The organism is Nonlabens sp. Asnod3-A02, from assembly GCF_045063755.1.
GTDB classification, from domain to species: domain Bacteria; phylum Bacteroidota; class Bacteroidia; order Flavobacteriales; family Flavobacteriaceae; genus Nonlabens; species Nonlabens xylanidelens.
Map to the genome: position 1 here is coordinate 198,304 of NZ_JBEFOC010000006.1, position 22,334 is coordinate 220,637.

Below are 22,334 nucleotides of genomic sequence, written 5' to 3' on the forward strand. Positions count from 1 at the left end.
AAATTATTAGTTTTTTGTATTTAATAAAGCACGAATAATAGATTGTGCCTCCAAACCCAACTCTCCATTAAACTTTTCGTAAACTTCCAAGTAAGTATAGCTGTCATTTACAACATCAGATACCAACTTATGAAAACCTGAATCAGTTACTTCAAACCCAAATACTTCTCTTGTTAATGCGCCTAAATTTTCTCCGTAAGATTCAAGAGATAATCGTTCTGCTTTTGAATAGGTTCCTGACCTACTAAATTTCCAAACACAACTTTTAGGGACTTCTTGCAAAACAACTGGAGAATGAGTAGCTATTATAGCCATAGCATTTCTTTGCCTAAGTAAATTTGACAGCGCTTTCATAAAAGCAGATAATAAAGGTGGATGCAAATGCGTTTCTGGCTCATCTAATAAAACCAAACTTCTCTCTTCAATTGTATCAATAAGCCTCACTATTGTTAACAACACTATTTTATGGCCTGAACTTAAAGCTCTAAATAGATCTCCTATTTCCTTGTTTATATTAGACTCTATTTTCAACAAATCGTAATTCTCAATTACTTCAATAAAATTAGATTGACTAAAAACAGGATCTGATGATAAAATTGAAAGTGCCGACTTTAAACGTCTCCATTTTGCACCTTTTAAAATAGATTCTATACTTCTAATAAATTCATTTTTTAAAATTGTTGTGCTTTTAGGCGCTGTATTTTTCTCAGAACTTAATCGCTTTAACCCTATGTATGAGTAATTTATACTTTCTGACTTGTCATTTCTTTCCTCCGGTGGATCTCTATCGTCAAACGCACTAAATGAAACAGAAACTAAATTGGCAAATATTTCATCTGACTCTGTTACAGATGTAAAATATCCATATTTAGAATTTGATTTAGAATTATTAAGTAAAGCATCTATCATATTATTTAAATGATAGGTTTTACCTACTCCATTACTACCTATCAAAACATGAATGTTTGTTGTAGGTAAACTTTTTGGTACTACATCAAAAGTAATTGGAGGTCTTGAAGGAATACTCGCTTTTGTATTGGGGAAATTATATTGAAACATGTATTCAGAGAGAATAGCATCGCCATTTGCTAAACTTCTAAATTCACCAATAACATCTTCTATCGCAACACCTCTTAAAAGAGAAGTTGTAGTAACATTTTCGCTTATTACTTCATTAAAAATATCTTCATTTAAAGCAATGTCATTTAAAGCTGTTAGTATAAAATCTCTAACTGTTTCGCCTAAATTACTTAAGTTTTCATAGTAAATTTTATCAAGTCCTAATGAAAAAAAATCTTCATCTAATCTCTCGAAACTATCAGGAACAATTGTGGACCCTTCTGATAATTGTTTATTAGCAATTTTAACTGTACCTATATTTTTAAACTCTCTATTCTCATTGTAAAATTCCAAATCAAAAGTTGTCTTATAATGCCAATCATCCCAATTATCTTTAAATAAATAAAATTCATTGATGTTATAAGAACTCTGGCTTTTGTATAGATTAACTTTCATTATATATTTAGGTATTAAAATTATATTTTACCAACCTCTTTTCCATCCTCAAAAACCTCCTTCAAAACACTCTGCATCATCATCTCGCTATGTTGCTGGTTTTGTTGTACTTCTTGCTCTAACGCATCACATAAACCCATTAAAGCATTTACTTTTTCTACAATGGCTTTCTTGTTGTCTTTTGCTTTAATAATCGCAATAGGAATGTTTGATTTGTAATAAAGTATATAATCAGCTCGTTTGCTTTTACCACGAGTATGCAAATTACCTTGCACAATAATTCGACCATCCGTAAAAGAAACCTCTTCTCTTACTTGCGTGCGCATATTCCATCCTGCCTTTTGAATTGCTGGATTAATAAATTTAGTGCAAATATCTCTTTCCGATAGATTCTTTTTGTTCATAGCTGGTGGTTGTTACCGCTTTCGCGAAAGCGAAACACTTAAAATTAAAAACCCTAAAACACACTTATCCAGCGTTATAGGGATAAGTGTGTTTTAGGGGTATGTGAAGATAAGAATTTATAGTATAATTCCTTTTCCATAGATCTATAAAACGCATGCTTGCAGGAGCTGTTTTAAGGATGTCAAGTGACCGAAAATATACCATGGTTTTAAACTCTTGTTCTTTAAAGAATTTAAAATTAATCTATCTGGTTACCATTTTATTGAGGGAAACCGTAATGTGGCAGTTTTATTATTTCAGCACAACGTGATGCCGCACTTTATCAACTATGTATTTCTTAATAAAGAAGCTTTCAAATTATCTATTTAATTATGATTTAGGTGATTTTAAACAAAAAATAGAAATTCCGTAAAAAATTAACAACTCTATTTATCGAGTGTCACTTCTAGTATTGCGCCGTGGTTGCCCTTACCTTCTGTAGAGATATATAAAGTGCCGTCTGGAGCAAACGTGATGCCTTCTGGTTGTGGAAAATTCTTTTTATCTAGCTTATAGAAATTCTTTATCGCACCTGTTTTATCCATTATAATAAGTCTAGGTGTTTTACCTTCTAGCACATAATAATCTCTGGTAATGGGATGTATCGCCACGTCAGAGGGATTAAAACTTTTATAAGCTTTCTTCTTTTGATACTCTTTTAACGCGTCGTCCTTCATGCTTATTTTTAAAATGGGATTCGCGTCCATTTCTTTAGTGTCCAACGGTATTTGATACAGTCCTTTATAGTCGTCACTGTATGGATCGCGGTCTTTGGTAATAGTGATTAAACGATTGTTTTTACTGTCCATGGTAAGACTCTCCATGTTATTCTTGATGGTAAAAAGGGTTTTAAAATGGCTGGTCTCGATGGCATCACTACGGTACTGAGCTACTTGAAAAATAACGCCGTCACTTCTCAAAATATAAGCGTCTTCTTTGTCTACTGCTATACCCTCATAATCTCCTGGAGTACCAAATTTGATTTGCTCCTCGATTTTTTCTGTCTTGAGGTCATAAATAAAAATGATACCATCTTCATCTTCTATACATGCCAGCTTATTATTAGGCAACCATGCTATACCACTTATCTCTTCTAGAGAGGTAGGTAACTCCCACAATCGATTAACGGTATACTCTTTTTTATCTGAGTTTTCTGGACGCTCTACTGCCATTTTACAAGAGATCATGCTAATCATAACGGCTAAAACAGCAAAAAAACCGATGACGTATTTCTTAATCTGACTCATGATCTTTGATTTTTAAATAATTTTTTAACTTTTTTAGTTCATAAATTTACGAACTAATATTATATTTGTGCGGTAACTTAACAGTACTTTAAATTTGAAATTAGGGGATTTTATGTTTATAATCTATAAGTTACTCTTAAAATTAGTGGTTTGAACAAAAGAAAGTTCTTAAGGTCTTCTTTTTTCTTACCACTTTTTCTTTTTTATAACAGTTCTTCTAGCAGTTATTTGATGGTCTAGATAGATCTTTGCAACTGTTATAAAAAAATAGCGATCTACGTTATTTAAAACCGCAACAGCTTTCTAATTATTTTATGGAAAAGAAATTGAGCAATTCCTTATTGTACTTAATGAGTACATCTGCCGGTCTAGTAGTTGCAAATCTTTATTACAACCAGCCTTTGCTGCACAAAATGTCTGTAGAATTACAGGTAAGTGAGGCTGCAATAAGTAATGTAGCGCTAGCGACACAATTAGGATATGCCGCTGGTTTATTTTTTATCATTCCTCTAGGTGATAAGATTTCTAACAAGCAAATTTTAAAATTTGATTTTGCTTTAATGATTCTTTCCTTAATAGCAGCTTCTGTTTCTAACACACTTGTTCTATTAATTATAAGTAGTTTTTTTATAGGTTTTTCTAGTGCGATACCTCAACTGTTTGTACCCATGGCAGCACAACTCTCTGACGATACTAACCGAGGCCGCGCCATAGGAATAGTAATGAGTGGTTTACTGATAGGTATTTTAGGTAGTCGCGTCATAAGTGGTCTGGTAGGAGATCAATACGGATGGAGAGTCATGTACTATGCCGCCACTGTACTCATGGCTGCATTGTTTTTAATCTTGCATTATAAACTACCTAAAATAACACCAGTTTATAAAGGCAGCTACGGTAGTTTACTTAAATCCATAGGTTATTACTTCAGGACAGAACCTACTGTAAGACTGGCAGCATTGCGCGGTGGACTGGCTTTTGCAGGTTTAAGCGCCTTCTGGACGACATTAGTTTTTCTTATGGAGGTCAACTTTGGTTATGGTAGTGCCGTTACGGGCGCCTTTGGTTTAATAGGTATTCTAGGTGCGCTTACTGCTGCAGTGGTAGGCAAATTAAATGACCGCATGAGCAAGAATAAAATAATCATGTATGCCGCTCTTAGTCTGGTAGTTTCCTGGATTATTTTCTATTTTTCTAGCTATTCTATACTAGGTATTATGATAGGTGTAGTACTGGTAGATCTAGGTGTACAAGCCTTGCATATTACCAATCAAAATATCATTTTTTCTAAAAATCCTGACGCTAGAAATAGAGTCAACACCATTTACATGGTGAGCTTTTTTATAGGCGGCGCGTTAGGTACCACTCTAGGCGCCTATTCCTGGGAACATTATAAATGGACTGGTGTTTCTACTTTGGGTATCGCGCTATCCATTAGTATTATTGTGGTGCATCTTATGTTCAGGAAAAAGGCATTTTAAGAAATTGCTCTATTATTAAGTCATTGGATCGTAAAAGAGATGGATTATGGATCCGCTTTCGCGAAAGCGGAACAACCACCTACTTTAAGAACCTAAATAACGATAGTTCTTAAGGATAGAGTTCGCTACTTGCCGAACTAGATGTATATTAGCTTTTTTTTAGAATAAAACGATTTTAATGTCAGAGCAAACTGAACAACAATTACTGATTGAGGAATTAGGAATAGGAATTCAAGATTTATTGAACTTATCACCTCTAGCCTCGCGCATATATGCATTACTTATATTATGCTCTTATGACGGTCTAACCTTTGAAGAGATAAGAACAATCATCAAAGCTAGCAAAAGCTCTATATCTGTAAACATCAATGTATTAACACAGTTAAACTACATTACTTACCAGACTAAACCTGGTGATAGAAAACGATACTTTAAACTGGCCAGATACTCTTCTATTATATCACTAAATGCATATCATACAGCGATAGAAAAGGAAATTAAAATAGTAGGCGAGGTAAATGCCTTTAATGAAACCTACCATCCAGAAAAATTTAACAATGAAGAGTCTCTAGGAATCATCTATCAAGATTACCTTAAAGAAAAGCTGCAATTAGTTAAAAAAACAGCCGATAAAATGACTCGCTTTCTAGAAAATGAAAAATAGAATCAAGTTTTAAACAGACATCTAGCGATACTACATAAATTATGGAAGAGTTTATAACCACGTATAAGTCCCAAATTATCTGGATACTGTCTGTTATAGGTACGGTTGTTCTATTACATTTTATAACTAGATTTTTATACCGCTGGTTATTAAAAAAAGAAAAAGAACGTTTTCCTGGTGAGAAAGCTACCTCTATTAAGCTAGTGAGAGTCATACTTAATGCGTTATGGATCGTTTTAGGTGCTATCTCTATAGGTTTTGTTTTTGTGGATAAAGAGGATAATGACGCTATGGTGGCCAATTTTAAACTGGCTCTTTATCTAGGGTTTTTATCTGTCATTACTATAGTTATCGCGGCGACTATTAACATGTGGTTTCTAGGTACTATAAAAAAGAAAATAAGAGCAAATGAAGACCCTACCAGTTATAAATTCTTTAGGTATCTAGTCGTTATTATAATTTACTTTACTGGTACTCTTTTTGGTTTACTAGCCTTTCCTTCTTTAAGAGGCGTCGCACAAACCGCATTAGGTGGTGCTGGTATTCTAGCACTAGTCGCTGGTATTGCATCACAAGAAGCACTCTCTAATCTTATAGGTGGTATTTTTATAATCTCTTTTAAGCCTTTTAAAATAGGTGATATTATACGCGTTACCGACACCATGGTAGGTACGGTTACAGATATTACTTTGAGACATACCGTAATACGCAATTTTGAAAACAAGATGATCGTTATTCCTAATGCGATAATTAATAAAGAAAAGCTGATTAATTACGATCTAGGAGAGCATAAATGTTGTGAACATGTAGAGATGGGAATTTCTTATGATAGTGATGTACAAGTTGCCAAAACTATTATGAGCGAGGTGTGTGAAAACCACCGATTGAGCATTGATAACCGCACACAAGCTCAAATCATGGATGGTGTCCCTATGGTAAGAACTGCCATGACTAAAATTAATGACTCTACCTTAACTATAAGAGCCTGGACCTGGTGCCGCAATTTTCAAGACTCCTTTGACTTGAGATGTGATGTAAATGAAACGATCAAAGAAAAATTTGACGCGGCTGGTATTGATCTAGCCTACCCTACTCGTACGGTTATATTAAGTGACAGTGAGTTAAAAATTAAAGATAACAATGTGCCTATAACTAAGGATAAAAAATAAGTCTTTCTTACTTTTTAAAGCTTTTGTGTACGCTACAAAACATTGAAAATAACAAATTGTTTATTAGGCTACCGCAATGCCGTATACTAACCCTTTACTAGATAACAACTTTTACGTAAATGTAACTGCAATGTATGATCCACTAGAACTGTCATTGCTCACGATAGCATTTAATGAATAACTGATTCATGAAACATTACAAGTATATTATTATAGGTGCTGGACTATCTGGTCTTACCACTGCTTTTCAATTAAAAAGACTAGGCGAGAATGATGTTCTTATTCTAGAATCTCGTGAACGCATAGGTGGTAGAATTCTCACCCAAAAAGGCATAGACCTAGGAGCCACTTGGTTTCAAGGTCATCACACTCATGTAAAAGATGTACTCCAACTTTTAAAAATACCAGCTTTTAATCAGTATGTAGATGGTAACAGTATACTGGTTTATAACGCCATGGCACCAGCTCATTATTTTAAAAGTGATTCTAATGCTCCTGCTTCTCAACGTATAGTAGGTGGTAGTACTTCTATGATAGAAGCTTTATCCAGCTCGATAAAAGACTGTATTAAGACCAACACCACAGTCCATAAAGTTATAGAAAAGGACAACTTTCTTGAGGTGCACACGGCAAATGAAAATTTTACCGCAAACAAAGTTGTAGTAACTATACCGCCGCGCATTGTATCTCATATAGATTTTAAACCGCAATTACCTGAACGTCTACAAACTGCTATGAACGCAACGCACACCTGGATGAGTCATGCCATTAAAGCGGGAATAACTTTTAAAAAACCATTCTGGAGAGAACGAGATTTATCTGGCATGCTCATAGGACAGATAGGTCCCATGACAGAGCTTTATGATCATTGTGATCCATCAACTGGAATTTATTCTTTAATGGGCTTTGTTAATGAAGGATTAAGAGATCTCCAGCCGGCAGATAGAAAAGCTATTATCTTGAAACACATTGCGACGTACTTAGGTCCAGAAGTGTATGATTATCTAGAATACGTAGAAAAGGACTGGTCTATAGATCTCCACACATCTTCTAGAACTCTTAAAAATGATGGATTAAATCCAGGTTATGGCAACCCTATTTATCAAGAAGAATACTTCGATGGTAAACTGATATTTTCTGGTACAGAAACCTCTCCTCTAAATGGTGGCTATATGGATGGCGCTATTTATTCTGGGATTCATGCTGCAAATAAAGTTGCTGTTTCTTAAAAAGCAACTAGCAAACGTATCCATACCTCAGCTCCTTTTATTGTATAAGTGCTAGAACACTTGTAGGTATTACTTAAATAATATAGAGATAGATGGTTTTTATCTCGCTTTCGCGAAAGCGGAATAACAACAAACCCTAACTATTATTCTTCTCTCTTATTCTTTTATATAATTTAAATAAGAGCATTAAAATGACTGCAAAAACTAAAAGGCCAACCAGACCATAAATCCAATTGATAGCACTTTGAACAATGACTAAAAACACTACTGAAAATAAAATTAAAGTTGCTCCCTCATTGTAAATGCGCATACCGTTAGAAGTCCATTTAACAATATCCGTTTGCAGTTCTTTTTGAATAAAATGAGTTTTTATGTGGTAAATAAATAGTAGTAAAACAAAACCTAACTTAATATGCATCCAGCTGTACTCTAGTAATCCTGGTCTCAAAATTAATAACCAGACAGCAAAAAAAACGGTTAGAACAGCACTAGGCCAGGTGATAATAAACCACAACCTACTGGTCATTATTTTCAATTGTTTAAGAAGTATGCTTTTATCTGGTTCTGGCTTTGCATGTGCTTCAATTTGATACACAAAAAGTCTAGGAATATAAAACAAGCCTGCAAACCACGTCACTACAAAAATGAGATGTAATGATTTTACATAGTTATAAAATCTGAATTCTAATATCTCATTTAAAAAGTCCATAACCTTCCTTATCTAGTTGCAAATTTAAGTCATAAAGGGTAGAATACTGCATCTATAATAGTGGCAGTACTTTATTCTTATCTCTATTATAAATTATAATTGAATAACTTAATTAGGTTTAATAACGGTAATTTTGCAGTTCAAATTTGAATTATGGATTTTACCTTCGGTACAGAAACATTAGATTTAGTAGGATATGCAGCGAGTGTAGTCGTATTAATATCCTTTTTTATGAAAAACATCAATACATTGCGTATTGTGAATTCATTAGGTTGTGCGATATTTATACTTTATGGTTTCTTATTTGACACCGTTAACATTCCCATCATCATTACTAATCTAGGTATTTTAGTGGTGAATGGATATTATTTATTTATTAAGAAGAACGACGAAATAAAAGAAGTAAAAGAGTAAAAAAGAGTAAAATAAATGAAAATAGGTATTGCACTTTCTGGAGGTGGTGTTAGAGGTATTGCTCATGCTGGTGTTATAAAAGCACTGCAAGAGAATGATATTACTGTCCATCAAATAACTGGTACAAGTGCTGGTGCGCTGGTGGGTGCGCTGTATGCTATGGGAATAGATGTAGATGATATATTCAATTTCTTTGAGCAGTCTAATCTTTTTCACCCTAGAAAATTTGCTTTTAGACAGGCTGGTTTTATCAACTCTTCTGTATTTATAGAGAGTTTATCTCATTACATTCCAGAGAACAGTTTTAAATGTCTAAAAACGCCATTATCTGTTACGGCTACAGACCTCAATACAGGTAAACTTAAAGTGTTTAAAGAAGGAGAAATATATGCCGCAATTCTAGCCAGTGCTGCTTTTCCTGGTATTTTTACACCTATAGAAATAGATGGTAATCTCTATGTAGATGGCGGCGTTATCAATAACTTTCCCATCGATTTATTAGACGATTGTGATCTTAAAATAGGAAGTTATGTAAATAAGGTAGACCTAAAGAGTCGTAAATTAAAACACTCTTATGATGTGGCTAGTAGAGCCTATGCGATTAATCAATACCATCAAGACAAAATAAAATTTACACAATGTGATCTTCTTATAGAACCAGATAAACTATATAATTATGGTTTATTTAATTTTAAAGCCTTGCGAGAAATATTTGAGATAGGTTATGAAACAGCCTCTCTAGAACTGGAAAAAACAGATATTTTTGATAGATAAAAAAAGCGTCTTTTACAACATGTAAAAAACGCTTTTAAATATCAACAAAGTAAAGTGCTATTTATAAAAAATCTACTGCTCCTGTTGCAACATTGTACATTGCTCCTACTATTTTTATATCACCATCATCTTCCATCTCTTTAAGAACAGGACTTTCTTTACGTATTCTATCGATGGTCAGTTCTACGTTCTTTGCAGAAACGGCATCCACAAATTCTAGATTTTTAGAATTACGTTTTTCTTCTTCTTGAGGTTCTTTTACTGCGTCTACTGCAGGTTCTATCTTCTGTATTAACTTAGTAAGATTACCTAGTCTCGCATGGTCACAGGCTCCTTTTATCGCACCACAACTTGTATGTCCTAGAACGACTATTAATTTAGTACCAGCTAGTTTTGAGGCAAATTCCATGCTTCCTAGAATATCCTCATTTACAAAGTTACCTGCGATACGTACACTAAAAATATCACCTAGACCTTGATCAAAAACAAGCTCTGCAGACACTCTAGAATCAATGCAGCTTAATATGGTAGCAAAAGGAAATTGTCCCTCACTAGTATCGTTAACTTGTTGTAATAGGTTGCGATTTGCTTTTAAATTATTTTGAAATCTCTCGTTTCCTTCAGATAAAAACTGGACTGCTTTTTCTGGTGTCATGGTAGATTGAGATTCTTTAGTATGTGCTTTCATCTTTTTATCTTTTAAATTTAAATTTATCTTGAATAGGTCTTAATTTGAAAAACTCTAAGAAACTATCTGGATTCTCAATAATACCTCTTTCAGATATCAATTTAATATTAATTTTACGGTTTTTTGCCTTTTCTCTAAAATCGTCAAGTATTTCTATAACATCATGATCTAGATAATTAGTTTTTCTAACATCTAATTCTAGAAATGTATTTTGAGGTAAATTGTCCAACTCCTTTAATATAGTTGCTTTATTAAAGAAAGTAACCTCTTCTGCAAGGACCATTTTTACTTCATTTCTACCATCTTCATTACTTTGTGTAGCATGAAGAAAGTGAGAGTTTTGAAAACTCTGATAAAGTGTAACTATAATTCCTATAGCAAGCCCTACTCCTACTCCTAACAGGAAATTAAAATACAACAACACAACCGTTACAATAAATGGTATAAACTGTCTCCAGCCTGCTTTCCACATTTGTTTAAATGTTGACGGCTTTGCTAGCTTGTATCCTACTACTAAAAGTATGGCCGCAAGAACAGACAAAGGTATTTTATTCATTAAAGTCGGAATCAAAATTACTGATGCCAGTAACAAGAAACCATGTAAAATAGCACTCATCTTTGTTCTACCACCAGATTGAATGTTTGCACTACTTCTAACAATAACCTGTGTTATAGGCAATCCACCAACTAGACCAGAGAGTATGTTACCAGTTCCTTGTGCTATCAATTCTCTATTGGTAGGTGTTACTCTCTTACGCGGATCTAATTTATCAGTCGCCTCAACACATAATAAGGTTTCTAATGATGCTACAAGGGCAATAGTAAAACCAACTAAAATAACATCACCTCTTAAAGCCTGAGAAAAATCTGGAAACCTAAACTGCCCTACAAAAGAATCAAAATCTTCTGGTACGGGAACTTTTACTAAATGATCTGTAGAAATACTCCAATATCCTGCATCCATTGTAAGAACATAATATATAATCCCAACAACCACGGCAACTAATGGTCCTTGAATAATTTCAAAGATCTTTGACTTACCATTCAAGACGTTATTCCAAAGTAATAGTATCCCTAGACCTATAAAACCTACAAGCGTAGCTCCTGGACTTATAAACTCTCCTATCCTTAAAATCTCAGTAATAGTATTCTCTCCATCTTCTTGAAAGAAATCCCAAGCTCCTTCATAATTTTCATCTAGTCCAAAAAAGTGAGGAATCTGTTTAGATATAATAATAACTCCTATACCAACTAACATCCCTTTAATAACTGATGATGGAAAGTAATAACCGATAATTCCTGCTTTTAATAAGCCTAGAACAATTTGTATCACTCCACTCATCACCACGGCGACCAATAAAATTTCAAAACCTCCATTATCTAGACCACCAAAGTCCTTAATCGCAAGGGCAACTATAGAAGCAAGTCCAGCAGCCGGACCACTGACACCTATATTAGAGCCACTTATAGAACCTACTACTATACCACCTATAATACCAGCTATAAGTCCAGCAAATGGTGGCGCACCACTAGCTAGTGCAATACCCAGACATAAAGGTAAAGCAACAAAAAACACCACGACACTAGCCGGGATATCATTTTTAAAATTTTTAAACGGATTTGAATAATGCATAAAATTTGTGTTATCCCCTATAAATAAAGGAACTTTAAAAATTGATTTAACTGTAAAATCAATTCATTGATAAATATAAAATTTGAGATATTACCTCTACGGATGTTATGCTAGCATCCCTTTAGGCGGCGGTATAAGAATTTCTTGAGAATGACTTTCCCAAACTAAATCGATTAAATAATTTAAAACAATTTTATTTAGAATCTCGTCATTTGAAGCTACAAAATAGAAGTCATTAAAAGTTGACTCGTCCTCTAGCTCTTTTTTTGAGTTCTCTTCTACATCAAAATCACTGTCCACATCTGTATCGATAACGGTAATATTATTATCAAGTTTTACAAATACCTCTATCACTGGTTGACTTAAAACCAAAGCGCATATAATTATCATGCACGTATGCATGAAAAAATTAAATCGTTTTGTAGGTATTGACATATGTTATGTAAAGGGGACTATTGTATAAACAAATATAATATGGTTCTCCATCCATATTAAACAATGTTAAGAAATTTAACATAATCTACCTTAAGAAAATCCAAAAAAAAAGTCACTTCTATAGAAGTGACTTTTAAATAATAACGATTAAGTCTTAGTTAGACGGCATAGGAATACCTAATTCTCTAGCTACATCCTGACTGATGTTAGTTTCTTCAGTTGCAAAAGCGATAGAATTAATATCTACTACTACTTTATAACCTTTGGCAAGAGCTACTTTTTTAATCGCCTCATTCAACTTAATAGTAAGAGGAGTGATTAATTTGTTTTGTTTCTCACCAAGTCTTTGCTCTGCGATTCTTTTACTATTCACTAACTCGCTCTCGATAGCAGCTGCTTGTGTTTTGTAAACCTCTACTTCTTTGTTAAAAGCAGCCTCATCTGTTGCTGTTTTAGAAAGCTCTTGTACTTTTTGTTGCAACTCTGCCATTCTAGTTCTAGCATTGTTTTCTGCTTTTACATCATCAGCTTTAATAGACTCTGCATATTTAGTGATTTCTTGTTGCGCTGTTTGAAATTCTGGCATAGATTGAAGAAGAGCTTCAGATGCTACATAACCAGTTTGTGCCATTGCTGTTCCAGCGGCTAAAAATAATACTAAAAGTAATTTTTTCATTTTCTTTAAATTAAGGTGTGCAATATAGTTAAGTCCTCTTACACTTTCGGACATATTCTACCATCACTTTTCAACTATTAGACCACTTTTAAGTCGTTTAGTGTTAATTAGTGTTATGGTTGTTGAAATTCCGCTTTCGCGAAAGCGAACTTATTAAAATAATCATTTCTAATACGAGCGATAAATTAATCCACCGTCTTAACGTTTTACTGCAAAGAATCCCTTTTCTAAAACTGTAACACCATTATAGGTATATTCAAAACTATACCAATAACTAGAAGATGGTAATGGGTTATTATTATAAGTAGCGTCCCAACCTGGCCCGTCTATGGAAAGTTGCTTGAGTAATTTACCGTACCTATCAAAAATATAGATATTACTGAACTGAACGGACGGTTCTAAAACCTCTATTTGCCAGTAATCATGATACCCATCATTATTAGGTGTCATGTAATCTGGCACATGAAACAACTCAACCTCTGGCTCTGGGATAATTACATCTTCTGTTATTACCAGATTAAAACTAACCTGATCACTACAGCCTGAGGCATTTACATCATAGGCATAAATTGTAATTGGATAACTAGCAAATTCTATTCTATCTATTACATCTCCAGCATTATAAGCTGTTCCTAAGCCGTCTGGCTGTGTAAAGAACATCTCATTACCGCTCAAGTTCATACCTGTGATAGTAGGAAATGTAAATGTGGTGGTGCTGTTTTGATTATTTATTACATCAATAACTGGCACATCGATTACATTAATTGTTATGGTAGAAGTTGCCGTATTATTAGTAGTTAATCCACTATCTGTCACCGTGCATTCATAAGTAGTATTTACTAAAGGTGTTACCGTTAGAGTATTACCTGTAGATAAAACGGCCGTTGTGCCTTGCTCTACCCATTGATAGGTGTACGTTCCTTGCGCCATTGCAGGATTAGGTGTGGCAGTTAAATTTGTTATTTCTCCGGCACAAAAATCATTTGCCGTAGCGTTTATAGAAACCGTTAACGATATAGGTGTATCAAAGTTGAGTACAAAACTTTCTTGATCTTCACATGCACCGTTAGTGTCATACATATAAAGGGTTACCGGTAACGTTGTAAAATCTGACGCATTAACAATATCACCTGCATCATATACAGTTCCCATACCATTAGGTTGTGTATAATAACGCTCTGCAGTGGTTAATCCGGTTCCATTAATAGTTGGAAAAGTAAAAGTAGAAGTCGCAGTCTGATCAGTAATAGCTGTTATATCAACTGGTGTCAAGACATTGAAATCTGTCATATCAAATCCCATATCTACACCGTTTTCTACACCAGAGTCATTTACCATTACCGCTACCGTAGTATCTACTGTTGCCGTAAAAACTATAGTATCTGTATTAGGATAAACCGTGTTTTGAGAATCGGTCCAATTATAAGTGTAAGTTCCATATGCTGTTGCTGGAGTAGGTGTGGCAGTTAGAGTCACTGTTTCTCCTGCACAAATATCTTGTATACCGCCTGGTGCTATTGTTAATTGTACGTCTACAAATTCTAGATCAAACTGTCCTGTTATTTCACAACCGTTAGTCTCATCTCCATAAATATATAAAGTGACCGGATTAGTTATAAAATCAAGTTCTGTAACTACATCTCCTATATTATATAGTATCCCTGTTCCATTAGGACCTGTATAATAAGCACTGTTAGCAGGCACATTAGTTCCTGTAATTCCAGGTAGTGTATAGGTTGAGTTTACATAGATATTACCTAGTGGCGTCCATGTAGGCATAGGTTCTACAATTATAGTAATCGCATCTACTGCAAAGTTATCTGGTGGTGCAATACCACTATCTGTTATCGTACATTCATAAACAGTAGTTGTATTAATGTTTATAGGTAATGTGCTGTTAGTTCCTATAATCATAGTACTACCTTGCTCTCGCCATTCATAAGAATAAGTTCCTAATGCTACGGTAGGATCTGCATTTGCACTTAAAGTCGTAGTTGCCTGACTGCAGTAAGAAGTAGGATCAGGACTCATGCGTGTGGTATCAATAATTTCTACATTGATAGGACAAAGTATGTCTGATGTTACCTCTGCAGCTCCAAAAATATCTGAAGGTGAAAAACTAGTACAGTTATTAGTAGTATTACCGTTAGTTACATCAACAAATTTAGTAGTACGTCCACCAGTTGCAACTAGTTCTATGGTAGGTGTAGCAGAGCACGGATTTGCTGTTATTATAGTAACTACACCAAAAACATTTCCAAAACCACTGCTAGCCATACTACCTATTAAGAAAGAGGCACTTGGGTTTGCTACATTAACTTGTACCAGTTCACTATTTGTCGCACTTAGATAAAGATCTCCATCAAAGTAGGTTAAATCTCCTGCGCTATTGAAACCTGTTGCTCCTAAATTAGTGGCGGTAAGTGCGGCTACATCAATTCTGAATAATTCTCCTTGGCCATTTTTATTCACCCCTAGTAAAACACCATTTTGCTCTTTTACCAGCGAGTCTACCCTAAAGCTACCACTATGTCCTATGATTGTAAGACTACCTAATAAGGTAAAATTACCTGTATTAAGATTTATTAAATACAACTCTGTATCACGTATTCCATAAAGAGTAGTAGCGCTATCACCTTGCGCTATGTCAAACATGGACTGAGTATTTGTAGCAACTACCGTAGAACTACAAGAACTTAAATCTGCAAGAACTATATCTCCATTACTTAAACACAAATATGCCGTGTTTACAGCTTGTGCATTTACAAATGTTGCACTTAAAATTATGAAACAAAAAAATAATAGCTTCTTCAAATTAATTTAATTTTTCGCGAAAATAAGATTTTCAGACGCTTACATAAGTAGATACCTACATTAAGAAATTGTTACCAGAATAATGACACCACTTTAAAAATGAAAGTACTAAAGCATGAAGAACTATAAAATAGTATTATTTTTTACGACGTCTATTTGCTCCTTTATCACCACGCGTTTTAGGTTTTTTATATTTAGCTGCTATGATACGGCGGTAACTACCTCCTTCATTAGTCTTAGAATTCTTCTCACTTTTTTCATGAAAAGCTGCTCCACGTTGCTCTTCTATTACTTTATGAGGGTTAAAAATCTCACGTACTACAGGTTTCTCTTCTGGTGTTTTTTGTTTTGAAATCTCAACTTCTTCAGGAAACTCTATTTCAGGAATTTTATAACTCATCAATTCCTCTATGTTCTCCTTATCTTCTTTTTCTTTTTCTGTGTAGAACAAGATAGATCTACCCTTTTCTTCAGCACGACCTGTTCTACCTATACGGTGCATATAATTTTCAGGAAACGCAGGTACATTTAAGTTAATAACATGCGATATTTTATCAAGATCCAGTCCACGCGCCATCACATCTGTAGAAACTAGAATACGACTCTCACCACTATCAAAAAGTTCAATAGAACGCAATCTATAATTTTGTGTCTTGTTAGAGTGTATTACAGATATTTCTCCACCATAATGGGGACTAAGCACTTCTTGTAATCTATCTGCGCTTTTCTTATTACCCACAAAGACCAGTACTTTGTGAAACTTTTCTCTATCACTCACTAAGTGCATGAGTAGATTTGCTTTAGTGTAAAAATTTTCTACAGCATAAGCGGTCTGTTCTATATTCTCTAAACGTGTACCAGAAACAGCAATAGAAATCTTTTCAGGATTATAGAAATATTCCTTAATAAAACCTTCTATCTGATCTGTCATCGTTGCAGAGAACATTATATTCTGACGTCTCTTAGGTAAGTGATCAAAGATATTAGTTAATTGAAATCTAAAACCTAGATCCAGCATTACATCTACCTCATCTATTACTACCTTTTTACAGTTCTTTAAATTTACCGTTTGACTTATAATAAGATCATACAGTCTACCAGGTGTAGCGACTAGTATATCCACACCGTCAGCATATGCCTTTTTCTGCGTATTGATATTTGTCCCTCCATAAATCCCCAACACACGTAAATTAAGATACTTTGAATATTGATTTATATTTTCAGTTACCTGTACTACCAGCTCTCTAGTAGGTACAAGAACTAATACTCTAGGATCATTAACTTGAGCATATTTAAGTTCATGAAGCAATGGCAACATGTAACCTAGCGTTTTACCAGTACCTGTTTGCGCGATACCTATCATGTCTCGACCTGAAAGAATAACTGGAAAAGCCTCTTCTTGAATAGGCGTCATGGTCTCAAAACCTAATTCTTCTAATCCATTAATTAATGGCGTTTTAAGATTCAGATCTACAAAGGATTTCATACTGGTAATTTTTTGCAAAGGTAGTTTATTAGGTTGAAGACAGCAGTATGAGAAATGCAGTTCCGTTTTTAGTGAAATAACCAGTCTAGTATTGTTTTTTATCTTCATTAAAATTGAATGATACTAGAATAACTTTGAAGTACATTATAGGTAATAACATTTTACTTAAAGTATCTTTGCATCATGCATTTAAGAAACATACATAGATACGGTTACGACTTTAAAAAACTAACTGAATCACACCCAGAATTAGAACAACATATAATTGAAAGCCCTACGGGAGCAGCCACCATAGATTTTAGTGACGCTAGCTCTATACTAGAATTCAATACCGCTTTATTAAAACATCATTATAAAATCAAATACTGGAAACTTCCAGAACAATCCTTATACCCACCTATTCCAGGTCGTGCAGACTACATACACCACATTTCTGACCTTCTTGAAAAAGGTGATAGAACAGGTCTAGACATAGGCTGTGGTGCCAGTGCCATTTACCCTATTTTAGGTAATGCTATTTACGACTGGAAAATGGTAGGCTGTGATGTAGATGACGACAGTGTAGGATTTGCAAAAAAGAATACCTCAAAAAATGATGCTATAGAAATACGTCATCAAATTGATAAAGGAAATATTTTTAAAGGTGTTATTCTAGAAGGTGAAAACTATGATTTCACGATGTGTAACCCTCCTTTTTACACTAGTGAAGAAGAAGCTATAAAAGCAAATATCACTAAACAAAGAAAACTAGGTACTAGAGAAGAGATACGCAACTTTGGCGGTCACTCGCACGAGCTTTGGTGCAATGGTGGTGAAGCACTTTTTATAAAGCGTATGATTAAAGAATCTGTAGCTTTTAAAAATCAGGTAGGATGGTTTACGTGTTTGCTTTCGCGAAAGCAAAACCTCATCAAACCTCTCAAACAACTTAAAAAGCTCAAAGCAGACGTAAGAGTTGTAGAAATGACTACCGGTAATAAAGAATCTCGCTTTGTTGCATGGAGATTTAAAAACTAAAAATGCCCCTATTTGAAAATCTATTGAAGAAAATAAATGGACGATAAGACTATTCAAAATTTAAGAGAAGCACTAGAATTCTCTCCAGATAATATCCCATTGAGATTACACCTGGCCGAATCACTGCGACTAGCTAACATGCTAGAAGAAGCTGAGGAAGAATATGAAATTATTTTACAGTACAAGGCAGAGCCCAAAGCTAGAATAGGTCTCGCTCTTATTTCTTATAAACAGAAAAATTATTCTAAGGCCATCGTTATCTTAGAAAGCCTGATTCAAGAAGGCAATAAAGATCTAGACACTCATTTATTCTACACACGTGCATTAGTGAGGTCTAATGACACTCGACAGGCGATAGATGCTTATCAAGATTTATTGAAATTTCATCCCGATTTTAGTGATGACGAGTTAGATAAACAATTAAGAAGACCATCTACTAGTGAAGGTGATTATGAAGAAGGTGATGAATATGATGACGACTATGACGATGGATTTAATGAAGCAAGCGTCTTTATAGAAAAACCAGAAATAAGTTTTAAGGATGTAGGCGGTATGGATAATGTAAAGCGCGAGATCGATTTAAAGATCGTGCAGCCTTTATTACATCCAGAAATTTACAAAGCCTATGGTAAAAAAATAGGTGGCGGTATTTTACTTTACGGACCTCCAGGATGTGGTAAAACTTACATTGCCAAAGCTACTGCAGGACAAATCAACGCAAAATTTATATCCTTAAGTCTCAATGACATTCTAGATATGTGGATAGGTAATTCTGAAAAAAACCTACACCGCATTTTTGAAGTTGCTAGAAATAATACGCCTTGTGTTTTATTTATTGATGAAATAGATGCTCTAGGTGCTAGTCGTAGTGACATGAAACAAAGCGCAGGTAAAAATTTAATCAATCAGTTTTTACAAGAGCTGGATGGAATATCTAATGATAATGAAGGTCTACTTATTTTAGGAGCGACTAACATGCCGTGGCATCTAGATACTGCCTTCCGACGTCCAGGAAGATTTGACCGCATACTTTTTGTACCGCCGCCAGATGCTCCAGCACGTGAGGCCATTTTTGACCTAAAACTAGAAGAGAAACCTACTAAAGATATAGACACTAAAGCACTTGCTAAAAAAGCTCCAGAATACTCTGGTGCAGACATAGAAGCTGTGATAGATATCGCAATTGAGAACAAACTAGAAGACGCAATTAAATTAGGAGCACCACAACCCCTGGTTACAAAAGATCTTTTAAAATCTCTCAAACAACATAAACCTAGTACTAAGGAATGGTTTACCACTGCAAAGAACTTTGCTGTATATGCAAATGAATCTGGGCTTTATGACGACATACTGACTTATTTGAAGATTAAAAAGTAATGATAGAAGCCTTATACGAAAGAGCCTATTTACTTTTCCAGCAAAGACGCTATCCACAGGCAGAGCAGTTACTTAATCAGGCACTGACTCAAGATCCTAATAGTATATCCTGTCTGCATTTACTGGCCGAAGTAAACCTAGCTCAAGACGACCCTAAAAAGGCAAATCACTTTATAGACATAGCTATAGGGTTATCACCATCTACAGATTTATTATACGCCACTAAGGCGAGAATAATGCTAGATGTAGAGCGTTATGATGATGCCGAAGAATTACTGAAAGAAGCGATAAGTTTAAATCCACATGAACCACAAAACTATGCAATGTTGGCTCATATATCGCTTTCGCGAAAGCGGTATAAAGAAGCAGAACAACTGGCTGAAAAATCTTTATCTCTAGATCCAGCTAACTTGCTCGCTTTAAATGTAAAAAGTACGGCACAATTAAAACAGAATAAGAAAGCAGAGTCTGAAGAAACTTTAAAAGGTGCGCTGGGAGAAAATCCAGAAGATTCTTATACCCACACAAATTACGGCTGGAACAAGCTAGAAACGGGACAGCACAAAGAAGCGCTAGAGCATTTTAAAGAGGCTCTACGTTATGACCCAAATAACTCTTATGCTCAATCAGGAATGATGGAGGCGTTACAGGCTAAGTATTTTGTATATCGATGGTTTTTAAAATACCAATTCTGGATAGGTAATATGGCTGCAAAATATCAATGGTATTTTATCATAGGTTTTTATGCAGGGACTAGATTATTAAGATATGTTGCAGACTCAGTACCTGCGCTGGAGCCTTTTCTCTCTCCTATTGTAATACTACTAGCACTGGTTGCTTTGAGCACATGGATTATAGGCCCTATTTCAAAATTACTTTTCAGCTTTAATAAATATGCAAAGTTCTTATTAAGCAAGAAAGAAAAGCAAGCCGTAATATTTACCGGTATATGTGTATTCACCTCACTTAGTGGTGTGGCTGCTTATTTTGCACTAGAAGATGGTAGGTTTTTAATGGTTGCCATAGCTGGACTTATATTAATGATTCCGTGGAGCATGTTCTATCTAGAGACTAAACCTAAATACATGATGCCGCTCGCTGCTGGTATCATGACTATTATCGCTTCTGTTGCTTTATTTATAAGCTTTACTACTGGTAATATAGATAACCCTTTTGTTATCGGTTTTCTAATTAGTTTCTTTGCTTTCCAGTGGTTTGCAAATGCTGTTAGTATTAAAAGGGGTAATATATAGACCTCAACTAAAATTAAGAAAGAGCAGTACGTATATCTACACCAGATATTCTTACTGCTCTTTTTTATTGCAAAAAATGCAATAGAAAAACTTAAAAGAAAGGTATAAGAATCATCACGACTACTTTTAAAACTACACACCATGTTCGGATTATTTAAAAAGAAAACAGAAATAGAAAAACTGCAGTCTCAATATGAGAAGCTCATGAAAGATTACCACACACTTTCTACAACAGATCGCACAGCGAGTGATAAAGCATATGCAGAAGCTGATAAGGTTCTTAAAAAAATGGGCGCATTAAAATAGAGTAAAAACAGAACTAATATCCTGTTTTTAAATTCTTCTTAGAAATAAAAAAGCCTCTTCAAAACTTAATTTGAAGAGGCTTTTTAACGTTAGTAGATTTTTAAAATCTAGATACCAAATTCATATTTGACACGCAACCCTACCATATTAAGAGTCACTTTATCAAATAATGGTGCATTACCTATAGTAGAGTTTAAGCTACTGTTATTGATAAAATCTGTAGGTGTATTCTGGTTGTATTCTATCAGATTAGAGTTATTGTTTTCCAACAAATCGTTAAGTCCATACTCTGCAAATAAACCTATGTAAACCCAATTATTAGAACCAAATTTTTCCTTCACTCCTATTTCTAGAAAAGCATTAAAACTGTTCTTAATGTCTAGGTCGTTTTCAGAAAATTGAATTTCATCAAAGGTTCCAAAACCAGCAAATGCCGGTGCAGTAAGTACAGCATTGAACCTTTCAAAGTAACCACTAGTAGTCAGTCTGTTTGCCCTACCTTCTACCTTAGGGCTAAGAAACACATTTACACTGGCACCAGCTTTAGAGTAAAATCTAGTCTGACTTCCTTTAGACTCATACTGTACTCCTACAGGAATAGATAGCATGGTGCTTTTCTGCCTTTCAGAATAATTCTCAAGCCTATATCTAAATTCAAAGTTTTCACCCTCAAAATCTGTTGCAGCCGCTTGGTCACTATAATTTGAACTGTTATTGCTAGTTTCTATATAGCTTATTCCTATACCAGAATGTAAACTCCAGCTTTCATTAAGTCCATAAGATATGCCTAGATTAAAACCTGCTCCAGGATCTGTAGAGGTGTTTAATGTACTCTGGTCTGCTCTAAGTTCTGCAAAGGACATTTGCCCTCCTACAGATGCTTTCCAGTCCGACTGCGCATAAGAACTATACATTCCTAATAAAGCAATAGATAGTAATGGTAATTTTAAGAACCTTCTTTTAAACTGGCTCATAGGTACTCTGGGATTTTGTTTGTTATACATAA

At 34.6% G+C, this 22,334-nt stretch carries 20 protein-coding genes and 1 pseudogene; 10 read left to right on the plus strand and 11 right to left on the minus strand.

What is annotated here, in order from left to right; all coding sequences use genetic code 11:
• Nucleotides 1-6: 6 nt before the first annotated feature.
• The 3 genes and pseudogenes from ACJJVN_RS02060 to ACJJVN_RS02070 all read right to left on the minus strand — a co-directional run bounded on the left by ACJJVN_RS02060 (nt 7) and on the right by ACJJVN_RS02070 (nt 3,206).
• Nucleotides 7-1,515 carry an AAA family ATPase gene (locus ACJJVN_RS02060; protein WP_405376991.1) on the minus strand — a complete coding sequence of 503 codons (1,509 nt, stop codon included), beginning with the start codon at nt 1,513-1,515 and terminating at the stop codon, nt 7-9.
• 161 nt (nt 1,516-1,676) lie between these two features.
• A pseudogene (locus ACJJVN_RS02065) lies at nt 1,677-1,919 on the minus strand (restriction endonuclease subunit R); the annotation flags it as partial.
• A gap of 426 nt (nt 1,920-2,345) precedes the next feature.
• A complete protein-coding gene (locus tag ACJJVN_RS02070) occupies nt 2,346-3,206 on the minus strand; it encodes an SdiA-regulated domain-containing protein (RefSeq protein WP_405376992.1) in 861 nt (286 codons plus the stop codon).
• A gap of 314 nt (nt 3,207-3,520) precedes the next feature.
• Between ACJJVN_RS02070 and ACJJVN_RS02075 the strand changes: the two genes are divergently transcribed.
• The 4 genes from ACJJVN_RS02075 (at nt 3,521) to ACJJVN_RS02090 (ending at nt 7,746) form a co-directional block, all read left to right on the plus strand.
• Complete coding sequence (locus ACJJVN_RS02075; RefSeq protein WP_405376993.1) at nt 3,521-4,684, plus strand: MFS transporter; 1,164 nt, start codon at nt 3,521-3,523, stop codon at nt 4,682-4,684.
• Nucleotides 4,685-4,862: 178 nt separating this feature from the next.
• Complete coding sequence (locus tag ACJJVN_RS02080) at nt 4,863-5,348, plus strand: GbsR/MarR family transcriptional regulator (RefSeq protein WP_405370959.1); 486 nt, start codon at nt 4,863-4,865, stop codon at nt 5,346-5,348.
• Nucleotides 5,349-5,389: 41 nt separating this feature from the next.
• Nucleotides 5,390-6,517 carry a mechanosensitive ion channel family protein gene (locus ACJJVN_RS02085; RefSeq protein WP_405376994.1) on the plus strand — a complete coding sequence of 376 codons (1,128 nt, stop codon included), beginning with the start codon at nt 5,390-5,392 and terminating at the stop codon, nt 6,515-6,517.
• A 188-nt stretch (nt 6,518-6,705) separates the two neighbouring features.
• Nucleotides 6,706-7,746, plus strand: a complete 1,041-nt coding sequence (locus ACJJVN_RS02090) for a flavin monoamine oxidase family protein (RefSeq protein ID WP_405376995.1) — start codon at nt 6,706-6,708, stop codon at nt 7,744-7,746.
• 136 nt (nt 7,747-7,882) lie between these two features.
• On the opposite strand, the gene ACJJVN_RS02095 is transcribed toward ACJJVN_RS02090, so the two are convergent.
• On the minus strand, nt 7,883-8,455 hold the full coding sequence (locus ACJJVN_RS02095) for a CopD family protein (protein WP_104516396.1): 573 nt from the start codon (nt 8,453-8,455) through the stop codon (nt 7,883-7,885).
• A gap of 153 nt (nt 8,456-8,608) precedes the next feature.
• Between ACJJVN_RS02095 and ACJJVN_RS02100 the strand changes: the two genes are divergently transcribed.
• Both ACJJVN_RS02100 and ACJJVN_RS02105 read left to right on the plus strand, forming a co-directional pair.
• Entirely contained in the window at nt 8,609-8,869 is a 261-nt protein-coding gene (locus ACJJVN_RS02100) for a uroporphyrinogen decarboxylase (protein ID WP_405370951.1), read from the plus strand.
• Between the two features lie 15 nt (nt 8,870-8,884).
• On the plus strand, nt 8,885-9,643 hold the full coding sequence (locus ACJJVN_RS02105; protein ID WP_405370949.1) for a patatin-like phospholipase family protein: 759 nt from the start codon (nt 8,885-8,887) through the stop codon (nt 9,641-9,643).
• A 61-nt stretch (nt 9,644-9,704) separates the two neighbouring features.
• Here ACJJVN_RS02105 and ACJJVN_RS02110 read toward each other — a convergent pair whose 3' ends face one another.
• The 6 genes from ACJJVN_RS02110 to ACJJVN_RS02135 all read right to left on the minus strand — a co-directional run bounded on the left by ACJJVN_RS02110 (nt 9,705) and on the right by ACJJVN_RS02135 (nt 17,375).
• On the minus strand, nt 9,705-10,331 hold the full coding sequence (locus ACJJVN_RS02110; RefSeq protein ID WP_104516391.1) for a carbonic anhydrase family protein: 627 nt from the start codon (nt 10,329-10,331) through the stop codon (nt 9,705-9,707).
• Between the two features lie 4 nt (nt 10,332-10,335).
• Complete coding sequence (locus tag ACJJVN_RS02115) at nt 10,336-11,964, minus strand: SulP family inorganic anion transporter (RefSeq protein WP_405376996.1); 1,629 nt, start codon at nt 11,962-11,964, stop codon at nt 10,336-10,338.
• 105 nt (nt 11,965-12,069) lie between these two features.
• The gene (locus ACJJVN_RS02120) at nt 12,070-12,354 is read right to left on the minus strand and encodes a hypothetical protein (protein ID WP_104516387.1); all 285 of its coding nucleotides are present in this window, start codon (nt 12,352-12,354) and stop codon (nt 12,070-12,072) included.
• 199 nt (nt 12,355-12,553) lie between these two features.
• Nucleotides 12,554-13,075: an OmpH family outer membrane protein gene (locus ACJJVN_RS02125; protein WP_170034650.1), complete on the minus strand. Its 522-nt coding sequence runs from the start codon at nt 13,073-13,075 to the stop codon at nt 12,554-12,556.
• A 198-nt stretch (nt 13,076-13,273) separates the two neighbouring features.
• Nucleotides 13,274-15,889 (minus strand): T9SS type B sorting domain-containing protein, encoded by a 2,616-nt coding sequence (locus ACJJVN_RS02130; protein WP_405376997.1) that lies wholly within the window; start codon nt 15,887-15,889, stop codon nt 13,274-13,276.
• A gap of 136 nt (nt 15,890-16,025) precedes the next feature.
• A complete protein-coding gene (locus ACJJVN_RS02135; RefSeq protein ID WP_405370942.1) occupies nt 16,026-17,375 on the minus strand; it encodes a DEAD/DEAH box helicase in 1,350 nt (449 codons plus the stop codon).
• A 183-nt stretch (nt 17,376-17,558) separates the two neighbouring features.
• Here ACJJVN_RS02135 and rlmF point away from each other — a divergent pair, with 183 nt between their 5' ends.
• From rlmF to ACJJVN_RS02155, 4 genes are all read left to right on the plus strand, one after another.
• On the plus strand, nt 17,559-18,392 hold the full coding sequence (rlmF, locus tag ACJJVN_RS02140; RefSeq protein WP_104516380.1) for a 23S rRNA (adenine(1618)-N(6))-methyltransferase RlmF: 834 nt from the start codon (nt 17,559-17,561) through the stop codon (nt 18,390-18,392).
• Between the two features lie 36 nt (nt 18,393-18,428).
• Nucleotides 18,429-19,769: an AAA family ATPase gene (locus ACJJVN_RS02145; protein WP_405376998.1), complete on the plus strand. Its 1,341-nt coding sequence runs from the start codon at nt 18,429-18,431 to the stop codon at nt 19,767-19,769.
• Complete coding sequence (locus tag ACJJVN_RS02150; protein WP_405376999.1) at nt 19,769-21,022, plus strand: tetratricopeptide repeat protein; 1,254 nt, start codon at nt 19,769-19,771, stop codon at nt 21,020-21,022. The genes ACJJVN_RS02145 and ACJJVN_RS02150 overlap by 1 nt, the downstream gene beginning before the upstream one ends.
• Before the next feature lie 141 nt (nt 21,023-21,163).
• On the plus strand, nt 21,164-21,328 hold the full coding sequence (locus ACJJVN_RS02155) for a Lacal_2735 family protein (RefSeq protein ID WP_104516375.1): 165 nt from the start codon (nt 21,164-21,166) through the stop codon (nt 21,326-21,328).
• A 107-nt stretch (nt 21,329-21,435) separates the two neighbouring features.
• Here the strand turns inward: ACJJVN_RS02155 and ACJJVN_RS02160 are convergent, their stop codons facing one another.
• The gene (locus tag ACJJVN_RS02160) at nt 21,436-22,332 is read right to left on the minus strand and encodes a hypothetical protein (RefSeq protein ID WP_405377000.1); all 897 of its coding nucleotides are present in this window, start codon (nt 22,330-22,332) and stop codon (nt 21,436-21,438) included.
• Between the last annotated feature and the right edge of the window lie 2 nt (nt 22,333-22,334).